This window comes from Rossellomorea oryzaecorticis (assembly GCF_045897515.1).
Lineage (GTDB): Bacteria > Bacillota > Bacilli > Bacillales > Bacillaceae_B > Rossellomorea > Rossellomorea enclensis.
Map to the genome: position 1 here is coordinate 1 of NZ_JBJOSA010000030.1, position 20,464 is coordinate 20,464.

The window sequence follows — 20,464 nt, forward strand, 5'->3', positions numbered from 1 at the left end:
GCTAACCGTTACTACTGCCTTCACGGCTCGGGACTTGAACCCTGTAGATTGTGCGCATGCCTGGCACACACAAAAAAGAAACCTTTCCCGAGGTAAGAGAAAGGTTTCACTATCATTGGATCGGAGCTCCCGGCGGGATATATGCAGGCGGGACTTTCAACCATCCGCGCTCCTTCATTTTCGTCTTCAGTTCCAAGCCCAATACGGATTTCTCCGACTGGAACCTCATCCACATCAAACCGATGTCACTCCTGATGCTTTGACTGTTATTCGTAGCACACATAACGATGTTGGTGGCAATCTTTGCAGAAATCAGATTCGCGATTTCGGAATCGGTTGCCTTCACCCCCATCGGGATACTGTCTGGGTTGGACACGGGTTTCTTCTCGGAAGTATCGGAAAGGGGGATGCCTTCTTTCAGCATGAACTCTTCAATCGTCTGCATTTGATGCAGGGCGAGTTTTTTTGTATCTTTCAGGATATGCAGCAAATCCTTGTCCGTGGTCGTGTTCAATGCTGCTTCCAGAATCGGAACTTCTTCTGCAATTGCCGTGTAATAAAGCCAGCATCCCATAGCTTCCCCGATATGAGGGCGGGGCTTAGGTTCATCATCGAACCGGGTTTTCAGGTAATCAAACAATGCTTCCAGCGTGTTTGGCACGGACATTCACCTCATCGAAATAGTTATTGTCGATTTTAAGATAACCACAATATGGGAAATTATACATTTAATCGAGTAGGAGGCTAATCATTAATTGATTAGCCGACCTCTCACACCACCGTACGTACGGTTCCGTATACGGCGGTTCAATAACTTAAGTACCGACGCTCATATAAAAAGTTAAGGTCTTTTAGACCCCACTTTTTGAGCGTTTTTGTTTTAATTGCCTTCTGTAACGTTTCACTCCTGGAAATTCTCCAATATCCCTTTCGGGAATTAGCTACTTTCCAAGCTTCCTCGTTTTTGATACCCAATCTTCTTAGTTGATGGTATTTTGTTTTAGTCTCTTTCCATCTTTTCCAAATGATTTGTCTGAGGCGATGGTTTAGCCACTTTGCTATTTCCTGAATGAACTTCTTCATGAAACTTATTCCATAGTAATTTATCCATCCAACAGTCACCATGTTGATTTCTTTAGCTATATCCTTGAATTTCCCCGCGCGTTTTCTCTTAGTAATATTCTTCAGTTTGGATTTGAATCTCTTCTTTGCTGAGTGGTGGGGTCTACATCCTACTCCTTTAGAAGAGCTATGAATACAGAAGCCCAGAAACTTCAGTTTAGTAGGAGATCCAACTTTACTTTTGGTATGGTTAACCGTTAACTTCAACTCTTTCTCGAGATAAGTTGTAATACTTTCAAGTACCCGATGACCTGCCCGTTCACTTTTAACGTAAATGCAAAAGTCATCCGCGAAACGTACAAATTTATGTCCACGTTTCGCTAACTCTGTGTCCAATTGGTTTAAATATATATTACTAAGAATTGGTGATAGTACTCCTCCTTGAGGAGCACCAGATTCTGTCGACTTAGTCAATCCGTCTTCGAGTATCCCACTCTTAAGGAACTTCCAAATTAGCTTTATGATAACTTTATCTTGGATGAATACCTTAAGGTATTCCATTAGTTTCTGATGGTTAATAGTGTCAAAGTAGCTCTTTAAATCACAGTCTACTACTACTTTATAACCCTGTTCATAATATTTCTTGGATTGTTCTATGGCTTGGTGTTGATTCCTATTTGGACGAAAACCAAAGCTTGATTCAGAGAAATATGGATCGATGATTCCACCAATTACTTGGTAAATTGCCTGTTGGACCATTCTGTCACGAACACATGGGATGCCTAATTTTCGTTTACTTCCATCTGGTTTAGGTATTTTAACCCTTTTGACTGGGAGAGGCTCATATGATCCATCTCTCAATTTCCTTTTCAGATGGTATAGGTATTTACTGACATGACCAAAGAGTTCCTCTACAGTCATACCATCGATCCCCGGTGCACCTTTGTTGGCTTTTACCTTTTCACACGCTCTTATTAGATTGTTATTATCAATTACTCTGTCAATTAATTTGATACCCTCTTGTTGTCCTGATTTGATGAAGGCAGTACTACACACTTTCGCATATTCTTTAGCTTCCAGCCTATTCTTCTGCGAATAGCCATCATTTGATGTTTTCCGTGGTTGTTGCACTGTCCTCAACTCCTTAGTCCTTCAAGATTGTTATTGTTCAGCCCTTCGTTCCGTAGGAACTACTATGGCCTCTGCTGACTCCTTACAATTCAACCTGCCATCACTGTCAGATTTGTTCCTGTGAGATATTCCATCTCTCTTGTCGGGAACCCTTGTAAGGCCTCCCCGGGTAAGAGCTATAACCTTCCTCCCATGTAACTGCTGTATCTACTGTATGGAATTCGTGCAGTATAGGACTTTGTTTTGTTTGGCAAACTCGTCCATTCCAATTCAGCCTTATATACAGTTTCTGTTCGTCAGTTCGGGATTTTGCCTCCGGCTTCCTTCAGATTCCACCTCACGATGGACACCCTTGCCATTAGCTAACAGTTCCTACTGCCAAGCCTGTAGTGGACTTTCACCTCCAAGTTATAGCCCATGCCGGGCGCACCAAAAGTACCCGTACCTGCCGTTTAGTCAGCGGATACGGGTAATCGTTTTTATTGGAGCGGGATCTTGATATCCCCTTTGATCCATGATGGATAGTCCTGGAGTTCAAGCGTAATTGGCGAGAGACTGTCATTGACACTGTATGGGAACCCGAATTCTTTATCACCTATTTTCATAAATTGATCCAATTTATGTTTCTTTCCGCTCGGGTCTTCGAAAGAATTGAAGGCAGTTATATGATTCACTTTGTCGTATGCTTTATCCCAGGAGAACAACAGTGAATGATCCTCATATTTTACCGAGGCCAATCTATCATCGGGGGCTTCAAGAATTTTTTCTTCGGAAGGATTGACCACGACTTCTAATTGATCCTTTTCTAGGGCCCTGATTGAATTGAAGGCAAGATATAATTTATCTGGTTTTTCAAAGTAATTGCTTTGCAGATAATAAGTAATTTTATCGAAATCGCCGGTGGACACGACTCCATCAGCTATCTTCGACCAGGTTTCCCCTTTTTCATTCACTAGCCTCAGGTCCTCAATATTGAAAATCCTCATCGTATTCGTTGACGGAAACTCGAAGAAAACCGCTGTTCGGGTCGGCGCTACCTTTACTTCCCCAACATGAATTTTCTGATTTTCTATTACAAATGTCTTGTCGACTTCGACGGCTCTTGTTTTCCCCACCTTATCCCTGTCAATCGTAAATGGGATCCGCCATTCCCCGTTCAGCTTCTCCGTCCCGTCCTCCAGGTTCAGGACAAACTCATACGCCTGTTCATGCAGCGGTTTTTCCAGCCCGATTGTTGAAGTATATAATTCATCCGAATCATTCAAACCTTCCCCGCCGACGGATGAATGTATCTTAGGAACCGACTTCCCATTTCTTGTTTGAATATCAATTTTGTATGAACGTACATCTTTCAATGACCTTCCTTTTGAGTCTAAGGAATAAAACAACACAATCTGTTCTTCATCCAGGATAAAGGAGTCCAGTGTGACGGTTATTCCATGATGTTCATCCGATCCCCCTGCCTTTTGAGCATAATTATTCTCGATGGTCGAAAGTAACCCTTTATCCATTCTTACGAGCTCAACAACCTTCTCCATACCGGGCATGCCGCTCACCAATCGGGCAAAATCATTTGAAGTACGTAGTGACCCGGCAAATACAGCAAGGATAAAAACAGCTGCTGCAGATACCATCCAAGCCCTGGCAGCCAGACTCTTTCCTGACGCTTTCTTCCCTTTTCGAAAACCGGATTGAATCGCTTCATCCAAACGGTGATGAGGGATCGTCACATCTTTTAGCTTTTGCTTCGTTTCATTCAACTTTTTTTCTTCGTGTTCATACATGGAAGTCACCCTCCTTTTCTTTCAACTGATTACGGAGTAAACGAAGTCCTTTGTGCAGCCATGTTTTCACAGTACCTTCTGGACAATCTAAAATTTGCGCAATTTCGTTGATTTTCAGATCATGGAGATACTTGAGCATGATGACATGTTGGTACGGATGCTCCAGCGAACGGATGGCGTCCTCTGTCTCAATTGAGGTACGATGTGCAGGGTCTTCAATTGACTGGATGAGCTGATCGTTATAGAGCACGTTTCTTTTTCTTTACTTCATCATGGCAATAATTCAGCAGGATCCGGATCAGCCAAGTGGTGAAGTATTCATTTTTCCTCAGCTTCTTGATCCCTTTATACGCCCGGTATGTCGTTTCTTGAATCGCCTCTACGGCATCATCTTCATTTTTTAAATATGAAATGGCCATGCGATAGAGCTGTTCTTTATGTGAGAGGATCAGCTGATACAACGCATCCTCATCGCCTTTTTTCGCTTTCTTGACCATAGTGAGATCCAGCTCACTCATCAGGAATTCCCCCTTCCCTCTATTGATTAGACATCAGAATGCCGAAAAAGTTTTGATGGATTTGAATTTTTTAAAAACAAAATGGACTTACATCTCATTCGGTCATGAGATGTAAGTCCTGGCTCATCTTTAGCTCGTAAAATCACAGCTATTCGGATTTCAGATTACCTTTCACCTTATTTTCGTAATAGGTCACCAGCTCCGGATAATCTGCCATTTCTTTTTTTCCTTTTTCATTAAGCTGATAGATGCCCCTTTGGACGCGGTCGAACCATTTATAATAATTTTTCTGCAGGATGGAAGGGGTTTTATCGCCGGTCCCCAATTCTTTCAATGTTTTCGGGGACAGCGGTCCGTGATTATCGAGGCAGCATGCAATATGAATGCAGCTTTCCTTGTAGGCAGTCATGATTTTTGTCTTGTTGCTGCCGCCGGTATTATAATCCGCGCTGCGGCCTTCGATTTCTTTTATGAGTGCGGTCCGTTTCCTTTTGCTGTAGGTCATGACTTTCTTTCGATCGAACGGCTGCGGGTGCGCCGTGAATTCAACTTTTGGCCTTTTTGTCAAGGATACGGTGATCAAGCCCAATTCCAATCGTTTTACGAGATGGCATATGTCATTCCATCTTTTCGAGCGGGTGCGCTTCGGCTTTGGGATCGCAATATAGACAAGCTCAGTCAATCGCTGGCGTTTAGCGGCCTGTATCAATAAATCGACCGTCAGGGAAAGCTTCAGCTCTACGATAATAAGTTCTTCGCCCTTCACCGCCGTCAGGTCGCAGTCGTTCACTTCCCCGTTCACTTTGTACCCGAGTTTTGTGAAATGTTTCTGTATGGGCTGATAGAGATCGGCTTCTTTTCTTTTTTTCTCTGTCATATGTAAAACCTTCTTCATGGATAATCTGTTAATTAAAGTATAGAGCATTTGGTGCGGTTTGTAAGGGGGATTTATAGATTAATAGAGGGGGTGGATGTTTGTGGATGTTCCGCCTCATTTAATAGGGATGATGCTTTGTGGTAACTCTCACCCCGCGGCATGGTTATGTTCTTAAGTGGGCGGTCTTTCAGGCGGTCCTTATTTAGAATCATTCTTATGAGATCATATAATTGGAAATAGGATCGTATTTTTTGTCGAATGGATCATAAATCTGCAATTAGGATCGTATTTTTCCAAACAGGATCATAAATCTCCAATTAGGATCGTATTCTTTCGAATTGAAGCAGAAAGCCGCGATCAGAGGACATATTTAACCTTCAAAAAGACAAAACAGACTCTCCCGTAAGGAAAAGCCTGCTTTTTTCTTCGTTTCTTGTCTCTATCACGTCAATTTCATGCAGATTTTATGCCAGAATGAACATTCCGCTTCTGCTCGGACGTTTACCAGATACAATCAGAATCATTCAACACCCATAAACGTTAATCACTCAATAAACCAAACCTAGAATCTATTTATTCCTCAGCTTCTCAACCTCATCCGCCACGAATTGAACGGAAGTGCCGATCACGACCTGGATGGAGTTGGTGCCTACGATATTGATTCCCGGTACTCCGGTCGCCTTAATGCGCTGCTGGTCGACTGCTTCCATGTCTTTCACTTCGACGCGGAGGCGGGTGACACAGTTGTCGACGGACGTGACATTTTCATCACCGCCGAGGCCGGCATAAATTTCGGAAGCCATGACAGAGAAACGGTCACCTTCAGTTACAGGACTGGCGATTGCACCTTCTTCAGTGTCTTCTTCACGTCCCGGTGTCATCAGATTGAATTTTGCAATCAGGAAACGGAACAGGAAGTAATAAATAAGGGCGAACACGATTCCCTGTACGAGAAGCATATATGGCATATTTGCAAGCGGAAGTCTCGAGCTAAGGACAAAGTCAACGAATCCAGCGCTGAAACCGAATCCTGCCGTCCATTGGAAGAATGACGCAATGGCAAGTGATAATCCAGTCAATACGGCATGCGCAACGTATAAAGCTGGAGCTACGAACATAAACGCGAATTCAAGCGGTTCCGTGACCCCTGTAAAGAAGGAAGCAAAACCAGCCGCCAGCATTAGGGAGGCAACCTGCTTCTTCTTGGCAGGCTTTGCCGCATGATACATGGCAAGTGCCGCCGCCGGCAAACCGAACATCATGACCGGGAAGAATCCGGCCTGGTACATTCCGGTTACACCCTTCTCGCCCTTTCCGGACCAGAAGTTCCCGATATCGTTGATTCCAGCTACATCGAACCAGAATACCGAATTCAATGCGTGGTGAAGTCCGGTCGGGATAAGCAGGCGATTGAAGAATCCATAGAGTCCTGCTCCCGTGAAGCTCAAGGCACTGATTTCCTTACCGAAAGATACAAGTGCTGTATAGATAACCGGCCATACGAACAGCATGATACCTGATACTACAAGCATCGCCACCGCCGACATGATCGGTACCAGACGCTTTCCGCTGAAGAATGCGAGTGCATCCGGCAGCTTCACATGACTGAAGCGGTTGTACATACCTGCCGCTACAAGTCCGGAAAGAATCCCTACGAATTGATTCCCGATCTTGGCGAACGCAGGATTGACACTTTCTGCATCCATCCCTTCAAGCATCGCGACTGAGTCAGGTGAAAGCAAAGTTGTAATGACAAGATAAGCGACCAATCCACTTAATGCAGCGGACCCGTCTTTAGCTTTCGCCATTCCCAAGGCGACACCGACCGCAAACAATACGGCCATATTATCAATGATCGAGGAGCCTGCTTTGATCAAGAAAGCGGCAACCGGACTGTCGGCACCCCATCCTGTCGGGTCGATCCAATACCCGATCCCCATCAGGATCGCTGCTGCCGGAAGAACGGCAACCGGAAGCATCAAGGAACGCCCGATTCTTTGTAAATATTTCATCATTTTGTTTTCCCCCTATCTTGTGAGTTCCCTGTTGATTCTAAAACAATCATCGAATGAATAGTCTTGACATCACTTCCTGTCTTTCTGGATGCTGGACGTGTTGTCCGAATTTGGACAAAACTCCTCTAGTAGAAACTATTCACTCATGGACCAGTTTAGAATCATATGTAATGACGTTTGAAAACCCTTTCATCTATTTTCCCTTTAATGCACCCGGGAGAAAAGAGACTAATGGCTCAGTAGAATAGTAATAGAAAATTATGGTAGTGACAAGGTTTTTTTGTAAATACAAAACCTCCAGGGCAGATATCCCTGGAGGTGAGGTCTGTTCCTTGAAAATTATGGTAGTTCAGTCGTACCCATCAAGAATCGGTCGCATTCTCTTGCAGCCCCGCGTCCTTCATTGATTGCCCATACGATAAGGCTTTGACCGCGGCGCATGTCTCCTGCTGCGAAAACGCCGTCTACATTGGTTGTGTATTTATCATACTCGGCATCGACAGTTGTGTTGCTTTTCGTTTCGATTTCAAGCTCCTTCAACAGCCCCTGCTCAGGACCGCTGAAGCCGATTGCAAGCAGAACAAGGTCTGCCGGCCATACTTTTTCCGTGCCGGGAAGCTCTTCTCTGACACGGTTGCCATTCTCATCAATTTTCAATGATACGTTCACCGTATGCACTTCTTTGATATGGCCGTCTTCATCCCCGACGAATTTCTTCGTCATGACGGCATAGGCACGCGGATCATGACCGAATACTTCTTCCGCTTCCTTCTGTCCGTATTCTACACGGTGGATGATCGGATATTGCGGCCACGGGTTCCCCACTTCATCGCGGATTGCCCCTTTTTTTGCATAGATATCGAATTGCGTCAGGCTTTTGCAGTTATGTCTGATGGAAGTTGCAATGCAGTCTGTGCCCGTGTCACCGCCTCCGATGACAATCACATTCTTCCCAGCTGCAGACAGGTATTCTCCATCAGCAAAATTGGAATCCAGCAGGCTCTTGGTGTTTGCGTGAAGGAAGTCCATTGCATAATGGACACCTTTCAAGTTTCTTCCTTCCACTTCTAAATTCCGGTGAACTGTCGCTCCTCCGCAAAGAATGACTGCATCGAACTCACTCTTTAATTCAGAAGAGGAAATATCTTTCCCAACTTCTGTATTCGTGATAAATTTAATTCCCTCTTTTTCAAGGATATCCACACGACGCTTCACCACAGTGTATGGAAGCTTCATTTCTGGGATGCCATAAGTCAGCAGACCTCCCACACGGTCATTCCGTTCGAATACCGTTACCAGGTGACCTGCTTTATTAAGCTGTGCGGCGGCAGCCAATCCGGCAGGACCGGAACCTACTACTGCCACCCTTTTTCCTGTACGGACTTCTGGAGGCTGCGGCACGACCCATCCTTCTTCAAATCCTTTCTCGATGATGGACCTTTCCACCGTGCGGATTGCGACAGGAGGTTCATTGATGCCGAGGACGCATGCCCCCTCGCATGGAGCAGGGCAGGCAAATCCCGTGAACTCCGGGAAGTTATTCATTTCATGCTCCCGTTTGAGTGCTTCCTTCCATTGTCCTTGATACACCAGGTCATTCCATTCTGGAATCAGATGATAAACAGGGCACCCAGTCGTGACGCCTGCAAGCTCCATCCCGGACTGACAGGTAGGAACGCCGCAGTCCATGCAGCGGGCCCCCTGCTTCCTGACCTCCTCCTCTGAAAGGGGGAGAGTATAATCCTCCCAATCTTTCGTACGGTCGGCAGGTTTCCTTTCATCCAGCGTTTGTCTCTTGTATTCCATGAAACCAGTCGGTTTTCCCATCCATATCCCCCTCCTTCTTTACTTAACTGTCTCTAATTTTTTTGTACTTTCTTCAAATGCGGTCATTTCAGCATCGAATTTCTCGAGGCCGCTGTCTTCAAGTTCAGAGATCCTCTCTTTCATCTTCAGATAGGATTTCGGTATCACACGTACAAATTTGGAAACATAGGCATCCCAGTTAGCCAATATCTTCTTTCCATTTGCACTATTTGTATACTCAACATAGTTCTGGATCAGGTCGTATACTTCTTTTGTTTCTTCAGGGTCGAATAACGGCTGCAGTAGGACAAGCTCCTTGTTGCAGCGGGAACTGAATGAACCGTCTTCATCAAGGACGTAAGCGGTCCCGCCTGACATTCCTGCTGCAAAATTGCGTCCTGTACGGCCAAGAATGACGACTTTTCCGCCTGTCATGTATTCGCACCCGTGGTCCCCGACACCTTCTACCACGACGTTGGCGCCGCTGTTCCTTACACAGAAGCGCTCCCCGGCAATTCCGTAGATATAAGCTTCACCAGCAGATGCACCGTAGAATGATACATTTCCGATTATCGTGTTGCGTTCAGGGATAAAAGTTGATGTCGGATCAGGATGAACAATGATTTTACCGCCGGATAATCCTTTTCCGACGAAGTCATTCGCATCCCCTACAAGCCTCAGGCTCAATCCTTTTGGAATATATGCACCGAAACTCTGTCCTGCAGAGCCAGTAAATTTCAGGCGGATGGTGTCTTCAGGCAGACCTTCTGCACCGTAGCGCTTCGTTATTTCACTTCCAAGCATCGTACCCGTCACCCGGTTGATGTTCCGAATGGCGGTCGAGACTTCAACCGGTTCTTTATTTTCAATCGCTTTCCGGCAACGCGGAATCAGCTCTTGATAATCAAATGTCTTTTCAAGTTCATGATCTTGTTTTCTGACAGCATATCTGCTGACCTTCTCAGGCACATCCGGCTGATGCAGGAGCGCCGACAGATCGAGTCCCTTTGCTTTCCAGTGGTCGATCGCTTCATTGGCTTGGAGCACATCGGTTCTTCCGATCATTTCGTTGATCGTTCTGAAACCAAGCTCCGCCATCAGCTCTCTCGCTTCCTGTGCGACGAATCGCATGAAGTTTGCCACATGCTCCGGGTCACCCATATATTTCTTGCGGAGCTCCGGATCCTGAGTCGCAATTCCGACAGGACATGTATTCATATGGCACACACGCATCATGACGCAGCCAAGGACAACAAGCGGTGCAGTGGAGAAGCCGAATTCTTCAGCTCCCAATAGGGAAGCCACGACCACATCACGTCCGGTCATCATTTTTCCGTCGGTTTCAACGACAATCCGGTCACGCAGGCGGTTCAGAAGAAGGGTCTGGTGCGCTTCGGCAAGACCGATTTCCCAAGGGAGTCCTGTATGCTTCAAGCTCGTTCTTGGAGCGGCGCCCGTTCCTCCGTCATATCCTGAAATCAATACGACATCGGCACGGCCTTTTGCCACACCTGCAGCAATCGTTCCGACACCCACGGCCGATACCAGTTTCACGCTGATCCGTGCCTGCGGGTTCGCATTTTTCAAGTTATGGATCAGTTCGGCAAGATCCTCGATTGAATAGATATCATGGTGAGGGGGAGGGGAAATAAGCTCGACACCCGGCGTCGATCCGCGCACTTCCGCGACCCATGGATATACTTTCTTGCCTGGCAGGTGTCCGCCTTCACCAGGCTTCGCTCCTTGTGCCACCTTGATTTGAATTTCATCAGCGTTGACAAGATAATGGCTTGTAACACCGAAACGCCCGGAAGCCACCTGCTTGATGGAGCTTCGTCTGAGGTCGCCGTTTTCATCCCGTGTGAAACGGTTTGGATGCTCGCCGCCTTCTCCAGAGTTGCTTCGTCCGCCGATGCGGTTCATTGCGATTGCAAGGGCCTCATGGGCTTCCTGGCTGATCGAACCGAATGACATCGCACCGGTCTTGAATCTCCTGCAGATCTCTTCCACCGATTCTACTTCATCGATCGGGACCGGCTGTCTTTTCTTAAAGGAAAGAAGGCCGCGCAGTGACTGGAGGTTCTGCTTCTCATCCGTCAGCATAGTGGAATATTTCTTGAACGTTTCATAATTGTTCGTTCTGCAAGCATGCTGCAGTGTATGAATCGTACTTGGATTATACTGGTGATCTTCCCCATTTTTGCGGTATTGGAATTCATCACCGGACTCCAGCGTACGATTGTAGTCTTTTCTCTCCACAAATGCCTTGCGGTGTCTCATCAGTACTTCTTTTTCAATGATGTCGAGTTTAATTCCACCTAATCTTGAAGCAGTCCTCGTGAAATACTTATCGATTACTTCCTTATGGATGCCGATTGCTTCAAATATCTGGGCACCGCGGTAACTCTGGATGGTGGAGATGCCCATTTTAGAGAGCACCTTCATGACGCCGTCCGTTGCCGCCTTCACATAAGTTTTGACTGCTTCCCGGTAGGTCCTTTGCTGCAGTTCCCCTTTATTGACAAGGTCGCGCAGTGATTCATATGCAAGATAAGGAGTTATGGCTTCCGCACCGTAACCGAGTAGTGTGGCAAAATGATGGACCTCGCGCGGCTCACCGGATTCAACCAGCAGACTGACCTTGGTCCTTGAACGCTGACGGATCAAGTGCTGGTGCAGACCCGATACGGCAAGCAGAGCCGGAATGGCGGCACGCTCTTTTGACACCCCTCTGTCGGATAAGATCAAAAGGGTAGCTCCTTCATTGATTGCAAGGTCGGCTCTTGCAAATAGTTTATCCAGGGCACCTTCAAGCTGGTCCTCTTCCTCTGTTACGTTAAACAAAGTCGATAGCGTGACAGCCTTGAAGCCTTCTTCATTCTGGTAGCGCAGTCTTTCAAGTTCTTCTTGTGTAAGGACAGGCGTGTCCAGACGGATATGCCTGCAGCTTTCAGGACCTGGATCGACAAGGTTCCCTTCCGCTCCGATCGTTGTTCCGACAGATGTGACGATCTGTTCCCGTATCGCATCGATGGGCGGATTTGTTACCTGTGCAAACAGCTGCTTGAAATAGTTATAAAGAAGCTGCGGCTTTTTCGACAGGACGGCAAGAGGGGAATCGTACCCCATCGAACCGACCGGGTCTTTCCCGTCCGTTACCATCGGTTTGATGATTTTATTGATTTCTTCTGTGGTATAACCGAATGCCTGCTGCTGAGCGAGCACTTCTTCAGATGTGAAGATTTCAGAACCATACGGCGCTTCAGGCAGGTCTTTCAGCTCTTTTTTATAATTGTTCAGCCAGTGTCTGTAAGGCTGTTCATTTGCTACTCTGAGCTTGATTTCCTCATCTGGGATCATTCTTCCTTTTTCCAAATCGACGAGAAGCATCTTTCCAGGTTGAAGACGATCTTTATAGACGATGTCGTCGGCAAAGATATCGAGTGCACCAACTTCAGATCCAAGGACAATCATGCCATTTTTTGTGACATAATATCTTGCAGGTCTCAGGCCGTTACGGTCAAGGCATGCCCCGATTTGTTTACCGTCTGTAAACACAAGTGCAGCAGGGCCGTCCCACGGCTCCATCAGGCAGCTGTGATATTCGTAGAAATCCTTTTTCTTTGGATGGATCGTATCATCATTTTCCCAAGGCTCCGGTACCATCATCATCGCTGTATGGGCAAGTGATCTACCAGACAGGTGAAGGAACTCAAATGCATTATCGAACATGGATGAGTCACTGCCCGTCTCATCGATGACCGGAAGGATCTTCTCCAGATCTTCTTCACTGAAAGCAGAAGAATGGCACAGCTGCTCACGTGCTCTCATCCAGTTGACGTTCCCTCTTAATGTATTAAATTCTCCATTATGAATGGTATATCGGTTAGGGTGTGATCGCTGCCAGCTTGGAAATGTATTCGTACTGAAGCGGGAATGCACCAGGGCCAGTGCGGATTGGAACTCGGGATGATTGAGGTCGATGTAAAAGGAATCCAGCTGTTCTGGGATGAGCATCCCTTTGTATACAATGGTTGTGGAAGATAAGCTGCACAAGTATACATCTCTTAATTCCTCAATCTGCGATGTTTCCTTCTCGATTCGTTTTCGGATGACGTATAGTTTTCTTTCAAAATCCATCCGTGTCTTCATGTCATGGGAAGCACCGATGAACACCTGCCGGATGAACGGCTTTGACTTTGAAGCTACTTTACCAACGAAGGAATCATTGATTGGTACAGGTCTCCATCCGAGTGTCGTCTGTCCTTCTTCCTCGATGATTCGTTCGAATAATTCTTTACTCTGCATCCTTGAATCATACTCTTCAGGGAGGAAAACCATCCCCACTCCGTATTCGCCTTCACCCGGTAAATGGATATCTTCTTTTTCACATTGTTTTTTGAAGAATCTGTGTGGGATCTGGGTGAGGATACCTGCTCCGTCACCGGTACTGGTATCGGCGGATTGCCCACCGCGGTGTTCTAGGTTACAAAGGATATTGATGGCGTTCTGCACGATATTATGAGATTTCCTGCCATCTATATTGGCAATCATCCCAATACCGCATGCTTCATGTTCATGCGCCGGATCATACAACCCCTGCGCTGAAGGAAGATTATTTTTCATTCACAACGTCCCCCTCTTCTTGATTACTATTATTGAAAGATAATATTATCTTTTAATCGAATTTTCTTAATTTTTGTTAGTATATCATGAAATTTAGAAAAAACGAAAAATTTAGTTAACGGTTTGGGCCCTTTTAAACCCTCAATTTGAAGAATACAGAAGGATAAAATCAGGTGGGGAATTGTCTATTTTACTAAATTTTCAAAAACTTTAAAACCTTGTTATTTCAATAAAGAAATCGTTTACAAAATCTTCGCATCAAGAAATACATAGTTATAAATTTTTTTGAATTTTTATGTGAAAAATTCATTAGAAAAAAATTTTTTTGGAGTGGATTGTCATTAAGTGTTTTTACGTTTTTTTGTAGTGGACGCAGTGAGGTTCATTTTACTTTATATAACCCTTTTTGGTCTTGAGCAAACCTAAAAAAATAACCCCGCTGTCTTCGGGGTTATTTTTTGAAATGATTCGCCATGACATTTTCCGGGAAATATTGACTGTTTTTCGACAAAGCGTAATCGGGCGGCAGTCAGTTGCTTCCCACCAGTCCTTTTTTTCCAGCGACTATTCCTTTAACTGCTTTTACAGCCTCATCAATCGTCTCCACTTTTAGAATGATTTTTTGATCATCCCTGTACTTTTCTGCTGAGTGTTTGTATCTCGGGTCATAATAGTAGGTCAGGAGCAGTTCCAGTACCTTTTCATAATTTCTCGTTTTCAGTTCTTCTTCAATTTGATTGGCCACAGGGCTGTGGATCCGGCGTTTGATCTTTTTGAATGACATTGCAAATTCTTCGTGGTGCTCATGAAGTTTGTACTCGGTCATAATGTGCCCGACTCTTTCCTCGATCGGCAGTTCAATGAAGATATGTGTGGCTTCTTCTTTTTTATTCAATATAAAAGAAGGAAGAAGAACTTTCCCCACCCGTTTGCTTTCCGCTTCAAACAGGACGAGCGGATGATGTTCAAGCCGTTTCAATTCATTCACTAAAAGAGAATCAAATGTTTTTTGCTTATGGGGGGTCAGTCCCAGCCCGCCGAATACAGAGCCGCGGTGATTCGCCAGCCCCTCGAGATCGAGAACCGGGAATCCCTCTTGTGCCAGCCTGTGGAGAATCTCTGTTTTCCCTGTTCCGGTTCCCCCGTTCAGGACATACGCTTCCTGAGTCAATTCAATCGACTCAAGCTGGTCCAATACCCAATGACGGTATGTACGTATCCCCCCTTTTATCCGATAGGTTTCAATGCCCATCAAATCAAGGAATGTGGCAGCGGATTTGCTTCTCATGCCTCCCCGCCAGCAGTACACGACTTTCTTTCCAGGGAGTTCTTTGAATCTTTTTATGAAGTCAGGAAGTTTAGCAGAGAAAAGTTCCAGCCCCCTGTCAGTCGCCGCCTCTTTGCTCACTTGCTTATAAAGCGTCCCGACTTCCGCTCGTTCCCTGTCATCGAAGACCGGGATATTATAACTTCCGGGTATCGTCATTTCTTCATATTCAGAAGGTGAACGGACATCAACCATTACATAGTCATTAGTATGATTAGAAAGTAATTCGTTAATTGAAATATCTTTAAACAATATGTTTCACCTCTATTTCCTTCATCATCATTATGGTCAATAAAAAGGAATTTAATATGGATTTATCTTTAATAGTAAACCATCCAGGCGTGATTTTCTATGGATACAGAAAGAGGTTGGGACAAAAATAAAATTCCTTTGTCTAAAGACGAACATTTCAGAGTGGACTCAAAACAACGCTAATGATTTCCGTGCAAGACTACGCTTTCCGCGGGTAGCCCGTGAGCCTCCTCGGCAAGCCTGCGGGAAGAAAAGCGAAGGGGCTTTGCTCAGAGGCGTGTGGCATAAGACGAATCGGTCACGAAGGCGTTCTTTGCCTTCTTGGTCGGTTTGGCTTATGACATGTGCCTCTAAGCCCCGCAGCTAGACAAGTCTCACATAAGCTACTCTTCCCGCAGGAGTCTTCGTCTTGCACTCCAATCAACCGCTGAATGAGCTATTTCCTAGATGTACAATGAACAAATTAAAAACCCGAGCTACTTTGCCTCACCTCATGCAAAATAGTTCGGGTTTTACTTATGCTACATCACTTTTGTCCCAACCTCTTAAGATCAAGGGCGGCCGAATCGGCGATGATTGTGACCTTTGGATGTTTTTTCAGGATTGAAGCGGGGAAGTTTTCGGTTACGTCATTTTCCATGAGCTTCTGCATGGCCTCCCTTTTTGATTCTCCTGATACGAGCAGGAGGATTTCCCTGCTTTTCATGATGCTTGAGATGCCCATTGTGATGGCCTGCCGCGGCACTTCATCAAGCGATTCAAAATAGCGGGCATTGGCTTCCCTTGTCGACTCTGTCAGATCGACGATGTGCGTAGCTGATTGAAAGGAAGTACCGGGTTCATTGAAACCGATATGCCCGTTCTCCCCTATGCCGAGGATCTGAAGGTCGATTCCGCCTGCATCTTCGATCATGTTTTCATAACGGCGGCATTCTTCCGCAGCATCATCTGCCATTCCGGATGGAATATGCGTTTGAGAAAGCGGGATATCAATATGGGAAAAGAGATTCGAGCACATATATTGATAGTAGCTGTTCGGATCTTCCTTTGAAAGACCGATATACTCATCGAGATTGAACGTATTGACGCATTTATAGGAGGTCCCGTTTACATGATGATCCTCGATAAGTTCACCGTACAGCCCTTTTGGGGTTCCGCCAGTGGCAAGTCCAAGCGTCAAACAGTCTGAATTCCTTATTTTTGCTATCACATGCTGAGAAGCTTTTACGCTCATCTGCTTATAGTCTGACACTTCAATGATTTTCACTTGACCTCATCCCCTTTCATATAAGCCACTTTCCCTTTACAAAACGTCATCAAAACGTCTTTTTGATCGTCCAGGATCACGAGATCGGCATCCTTTCCGGCAGCGATGCTCCCTTTCCTGTCGAACACACCGAGTTGTCTTGCAGGATTCTCGGAGGTGATCCTGATGGCTTCCTCCATTGAACAACCGGTGAACTTCTGGATATTTTGAAAGGCAGACTTCATTTCCAGCACACTCCCCGCCAGCGTATCTTCGTCTAAAAGCGCCATGCCGTCCTTCACGGTCACCATCTGTCCGCCGAGATCATACCTGCCGTTCTTCAGGCATTTGGCGCGCATGGAATCCGTGATAAGGATCATCCGCTCATCCGTGATTTGCTTAAAAGCGATATCCACGGCTTCGGGCCTCACATGGATGCCGTCCGCAATCAGTTCGACCATCAATTCTCTTCGGTTGAAAGCTGCACCAGCTATTCCCGGTTCCCGGTGATGAAAACCGGACATTTGATTGAAGAGGTGCGTGACATGACTGACTCCGCTGTCTATGGCCTTGCCCATTTCATCATATCCCGCAGCGGAATGTCCCGCTGAAGCGACGACCCCATTTTTCTTTAAATGCCCTATCAGTGTATGTCCTTCATCCATTTCGGGAGCGATCGTCACCAGCTTAATGTGATTCCGCGAAGCCTGCTGCCAGCTGTCAAACATTTCGACAGACGGTTTTGTAATATGATGCAGAGGCTGTGCGCCTGCTTTCCCGCTGTTAATGAACGGCCCCTCCAGGTGGATGCCCAGGATTTCCGCCTTCCCTGCCTTCTGCTTTTCTTCTATATACTGGCCAGTATTGATCAGCGCTTTTTTAATCTTTTCTTTCGATTCAGTCATCGTGGTTGCCAGGAAGCTTGTCGTCCCTTCCTGTGGAAGTGCCATCGTCATCGTATCAAGCGCCGCTGTTGTCGCATCCATCGTGTCCGCTCCTTTGACACCATGGATATGGACATCGATCATGCCCGGGATGACTGAAGCCTTGGCAGGGATTGAAATATCAGCATACTCCCCATCTATTTTTAAATCGGACATGTCCCCGATTTCAGTAATGGTGCCGCCTGATATTTTAATGAATCCATTTTCGATCATTTCATTTTCAGCATAAATTCTTTGATTTCGAATGATGCAGGTTTCGGGACTGCTCATTATTCATTCCCCTTCCGAGTAAACGTTATCTGATGTGAATGTATCATTTTAAACTATAGTTGTCTATACCAATTTAATTTAAGACTAAAATTAGACATAAAATCCAAGAATATATTTACAGCCCACTTCATACTGGTATAGACATCATGTAGAATGGGATGATAAGATATGTTTGATTATGTACGACCATACGTTATTCAACAATAATTCCCAGGACGGTGACAATGAAATTGGTCAATAAGAAGTCTCCTTTACCTCTGTATTACCAAATTGAAGAACATATAAAAGCGATGATTGATTCCGGCGACCTCAAACCCGGGGACGTTCTCCCTTCTGAAAGAGAGCTTGCTGAACAATTCACCATCAGCCGGATGACCGTCCGCCAGGCCATCACCAACCTTGTTAATAAAAACCTTCTTTACCGGAAAAAAGGGAGCGGCACTTATGTTTCCCAGCATAAGTTCGAACAATCCCTGCACGGCTTGACCTCATTCAGTGAGGACATGAGAAGGCGCGGGCTTGAACCCGGCAATAAATTAATCCATTTTGAACTGTCGAGTCCGACCGATGATCTGGTTCACCATTTCGGCTTGAAGGACGATGATCTTGTCTACAAAATCAAACGGATCCGCCTTGCAAGCAATGAACCGATGGCCATCGAGACGACCTATATCCCAGTGAAACTGATTCCTGGCCTGAGCCAGGAAATACTGTCCCACTCTCTTTATCAATATGTAGAGGAAGAAATCGGTTTAAAGCTCGGCCATGCTTCTCAGTCAATCGAGGCTGCAGCAGCAACCGAAGATGATGCCAAGCATCTTAAGCTTGATAGAGGAGAACCTGTTTTATTCATCCAGCGCGAGACGTTCCTTGAAGACGGCTCTCCATTTGAACTGGTAAAGTCCACCTACCGGGGAGACAAATACAAATACAAGATGAATATCGAAAGATTGAGATAAAAAAACTCACCTGAGGGCCAGTGAGCCCGGGGTGAGTTTTTGTCTATTATTCTTAAAAACTTGTTCTTTTCTTTCAGGAAATGGTATAGACATCTATACTAATAGTTGATATGATACTTTGTAAGCGAATTCATTTTTAGTTATTACATTTTTATTGTAAAGGGGAGAATTTTATGCGGAAGGAAGAAAGATTGGCCCAGGAAATCACCGCGCTGCTTGGCGGACCTGGTAATATCGCCTCATTGGAATCATGTATGACGCGCCTTCGTGTCAAACCGATCGATGAGAGTAAGGTCGACTTAGCAGGCATCAAAAAAATAGACGGGGTGCTCGGGGTCGTCGAAGCAGAAACGATCCAGATCATTTTGGGACCGGGGATCGTAACGAAGGTTGCATCTGAAGTTTCAGCCATGACAGGCAAGTCTGTTTCATCTGTGGACGAGGAGGAAGATGAGGACTTTTCATTCGAAGGTCTCGCCGACCGTACGAAAGCAGATTTAAAGAAAAAGAATGCTACGCCATTCAAATTATTTTTACGGAAAATAGCCAGTATCTTCATTCCGTTAATCCCGGCTATCGTTGCTTCGGGGTTGATCGCGGGGCTCACAAACGTCATCGTTCGATCAGGTGTTAATCCTGAGTCGACATTGATTGAGATTCTTAACTTGATCGGATGGGGTCTATTTGGTTACCTTGGTGTATTCGTCGGTATCAATACCGCGAAAGAATTTGGCGGTTCTCCTGCCCTTGGCGGTGCAGCCGGCATCCTCATCATCAACCCGGGTCTAGCCAACATCAACTTATTTGGGGAAGACCTTGTTCCTGGACGCGGCGGTTTGATCGGCGTCATGCTTGCGGCCGTTTTCATCGCATTCCTTGAAAAGAGAATCCGTAAAGTAGTCCCTTCAGCATTGGATATCATCATTACTCCGACGCTGTCGCTCTTGATTACCGGATTTGCGACGCTGGTCATCCTCCAGCCTGTAGGAGGATTCATTTCAGATTTAATCACAAAAGGTTTACTTGGACTGATCGACATGGGCGGTTTCTTTGCGGGACTTATCCTTGCAGGTACATTCCTTCCGCTTGTTGTAACCGGGCTTCACCAGGGCTTGACTCCGGTGCATATGGAATTGATCAATACCATCGGAAATGACCCGCTCCTTCCGATCCTTGCCATGGGTGGTGCAGGTCAGGTTGGTGCAGCATTTGCAATTTACTTCAAAACAAAGAATCAGCGCTTGAGAAAAGTAATCAAAGGCGGACTTCCTGTGGGAATCCTTGGAATCGGCGAACCGCTTATCTTCGGTGTCACCCTTCCGCTGGGCCGTCCATTCATCACGGCGTGTCTCGGTGCAGCAGTCGGGGGAGCTTTCCAGGCAGTCTTTAAAACGGCAACCATTGCAATCGGTGTATCAGGTATCCCTCTTGCCTTCCTGATGGAAGACGGGCAGATCCTTCTGTATCTTGCAGGTGTCCTGATCGCCTACGTATTCGGATTCCTCTTCACATGGATGTTCGGATTTAAAGATGAAATGGCAAAGGATATTTAAGTAGAATCATACTATAGTAAAGAAGGAGGATCTTCCTCCTTCTTTACGTTTTTTCATGTAAGCTCTTTTCGTATACTTTGTTGCTTTACACAAA

The 20,464-nt window shown here is 45.7% G+C and carries 14 protein-coding genes; 2 read left to right on the plus strand and 12 right to left on the minus strand.

The genetic code is table 11. From position 1 onward, the window contains the following. Positions 1-112: 112 nt before the first annotated feature. The 12 genes from ACKA06_RS20215 to nagA all read right to left on the minus strand — a co-directional run bounded on the left by ACKA06_RS20215 (position 113) and on the right by nagA (position 17,858). Positions 113-661, minus strand: a complete 549-nt coding sequence (locus tag ACKA06_RS20215; RefSeq protein WP_082921451.1) for a DUF3231 family protein — start codon at positions 659-661, stop codon at positions 113-115. A 146-nt stretch (positions 662-807) separates the two neighbouring features. Beyond that, positions 808-2,076, minus strand: a complete 1,269-nt coding sequence (gene ltrA, locus ACKA06_RS20220) for a group II intron reverse transcriptase/maturase (protein WP_456153948.1) — start codon at positions 2,074-2,076, stop codon at positions 808-810. A 596-nt stretch (positions 2,077-2,672) separates the two neighbouring features. Next, the gene (locus tag ACKA06_RS20225; RefSeq protein ID WP_411160509.1) at positions 2,673-3,977 is read right to left on the minus strand and encodes a DUF4179 domain-containing protein; all 1,305 of its coding nucleotides are present in this window, start codon (positions 3,975-3,977) and stop codon (positions 2,673-2,675) included. Then, on the minus strand, positions 3,970-4,227 hold the full coding sequence (locus tag ACKA06_RS20230; protein ID WP_411160510.1) for an RNA polymerase sigma factor: 258 nt from the start codon (positions 4,225-4,227) through the stop codon (positions 3,970-3,972). The genes ACKA06_RS20225 and ACKA06_RS20230 overlap by 8 nt, the downstream gene beginning before the upstream one ends. Then, positions 4,217-4,495, minus strand: coding sequence for a sigma factor (locus ACKA06_RS20235; RefSeq protein ID WP_411160511.1), 279 nt, complete (start codon positions 4,493-4,495; stop codon positions 4,217-4,219). The genes ACKA06_RS20230 and ACKA06_RS20235 overlap by 11 nt, the downstream gene beginning before the upstream one ends. A 148-nt stretch (positions 4,496-4,643) precedes the next feature. Further along, positions 4,644-5,372 (minus strand): DUF2161 domain-containing phosphodiesterase, encoded by a 729-nt coding sequence (locus ACKA06_RS20240; RefSeq protein ID WP_198258561.1) that lies wholly within the window; start codon positions 5,370-5,372, stop codon positions 4,644-4,646. Between the two features lie 569 nt (positions 5,373-5,941). Next, entirely contained in the window at positions 5,942-7,387 is a 1,446-nt protein-coding gene (gene nagE / locus ACKA06_RS20245) for an N-acetylglucosamine-specific PTS transporter subunit IIBC (RefSeq protein WP_032086255.1), read from the minus strand. 339 nt (positions 7,388-7,726) lie between these two features. After that, the gene (locus tag ACKA06_RS20250; RefSeq protein WP_411160512.1) at positions 7,727-9,214 is read right to left on the minus strand and encodes a glutamate synthase subunit beta; all 1,488 of its coding nucleotides are present in this window, start codon (positions 9,212-9,214) and stop codon (positions 7,727-7,729) included. 18 nt (positions 9,215-9,232) lie between these two features. After that, positions 9,233-13,819, minus strand: a complete 4,587-nt coding sequence (gene gltB, locus ACKA06_RS20255; RefSeq protein ID WP_411160513.1) for a glutamate synthase large subunit — start codon at positions 13,817-13,819, stop codon at positions 9,233-9,235. Between the two features lie 529 nt (positions 13,820-14,348). Continuing rightward, complete coding sequence (gene mnmH / locus ACKA06_RS20260) at positions 14,349-15,398, minus strand: tRNA 2-selenouridine(34) synthase MnmH (RefSeq protein ID WP_032086252.1); 1,050 nt, start codon at positions 15,396-15,398, stop codon at positions 14,349-14,351. Between the two features lie 526 nt (positions 15,399-15,924). Then, positions 15,925-16,665 carry a glucosamine-6-phosphate deaminase gene (gene nagB / locus ACKA06_RS20265; RefSeq protein WP_411160514.1) on the minus strand — a complete coding sequence of 247 codons (741 nt, stop codon included), beginning with the start codon at positions 16,663-16,665 and terminating at the stop codon, positions 15,925-15,927. Continuing rightward, positions 16,662-17,858, minus strand: a complete 1,197-nt coding sequence (gene nagA, locus ACKA06_RS20270; protein WP_032086250.1) for an N-acetylglucosamine-6-phosphate deacetylase — start codon at positions 17,856-17,858, stop codon at positions 16,662-16,664. Before nagA ends, nagB begins: the two co-directional genes overlap by 4 nt. 224 nt (positions 17,859-18,082) lie before the next feature. Here nagA and ACKA06_RS20275 point away from each other — a divergent pair, with 224 nt between their 5' ends. Together ACKA06_RS20275 and ACKA06_RS20280 are read left to right on the plus strand one after the other, a co-directional pair. After that, on the plus strand, positions 18,083-18,817 hold the full coding sequence (locus tag ACKA06_RS20275; protein ID WP_336511340.1) for a GntR family transcriptional regulator: 735 nt from the start codon (positions 18,083-18,085) through the stop codon (positions 18,815-18,817). A gap of 173 nt (positions 18,818-18,990) precedes the next feature. Beyond that, positions 18,991-20,370: a PTS transporter subunit EIIC gene (locus ACKA06_RS20280; protein ID WP_198258565.1), complete on the plus strand. Its 1,380-nt coding sequence runs from the start codon at positions 18,991-18,993 to the stop codon at positions 20,368-20,370. The last annotated feature ends 94 nt before the right edge of the window (positions 20,371-20,464 follow it).

What these genes read in the sequence shown, in the direction of transcription:
- ACKA06_RS20225 (WP_411160509.1), bottom strand. Translation starts at nt 3,977, where the DNA reads ATGTATGAACACGAAGAAAAAAAGTTGAATGAAACGAAGCAAAAGCTA.
- ACKA06_RS20235 (WP_411160511.1), bottom strand. Translation starts at nt 4,495, where the DNA reads ATGAGTGAGCTGGATCTCACTATGGTCAAGAAAGCGAAAAAAGGCGAT.
- ACKA06_RS20240 (WP_198258561.1), bottom strand. Translation starts at nt 5,372, where the DNA reads ATGACAGAGAAAAAAAGAAAAGAAGCCGATCTCTATCAGCCCATACAG.
- nagE (WP_032086255.1), bottom strand. Translation starts at nt 7,387, where the DNA reads ATGATGAAATATTTACAAAGAATCGGGCGTTCCTTGATGCTTCCGGTT.
- ACKA06_RS20250 (WP_411160512.1), bottom strand. Translation starts at nt 9,214, where the DNA reads ATGGGAAAACCGACTGGTTTCATGGAATACAAGAGACAAACGCTGGAT.
- gltB (WP_411160513.1), bottom strand. Translation starts at nt 13,819, where the DNA reads ATGAAAAATAATCTTCCTTCAGCGCAGGGGTTGTATGATCCGGCGCAT.
- nagA (WP_032086250.1), bottom strand. Translation starts at nt 17,858, where the DNA reads ATGAGCAGTCCCGAAACCTGCATCATTCGAAATCAAAGAATTTATGCT.
- ACKA06_RS20275 (WP_336511340.1), top strand. Translation starts at nt 18,083, where the DNA reads ATGAAATTGGTCAATAAGAAGTCTCCTTTACCTCTGTATTACCAAATT.
- ACKA06_RS20280 (WP_198258565.1), top strand. Translation starts at nt 18,991, where the DNA reads ATGCGGAAGGAAGAAAGATTGGCCCAGGAAATCACCGCGCTGCTTGGC.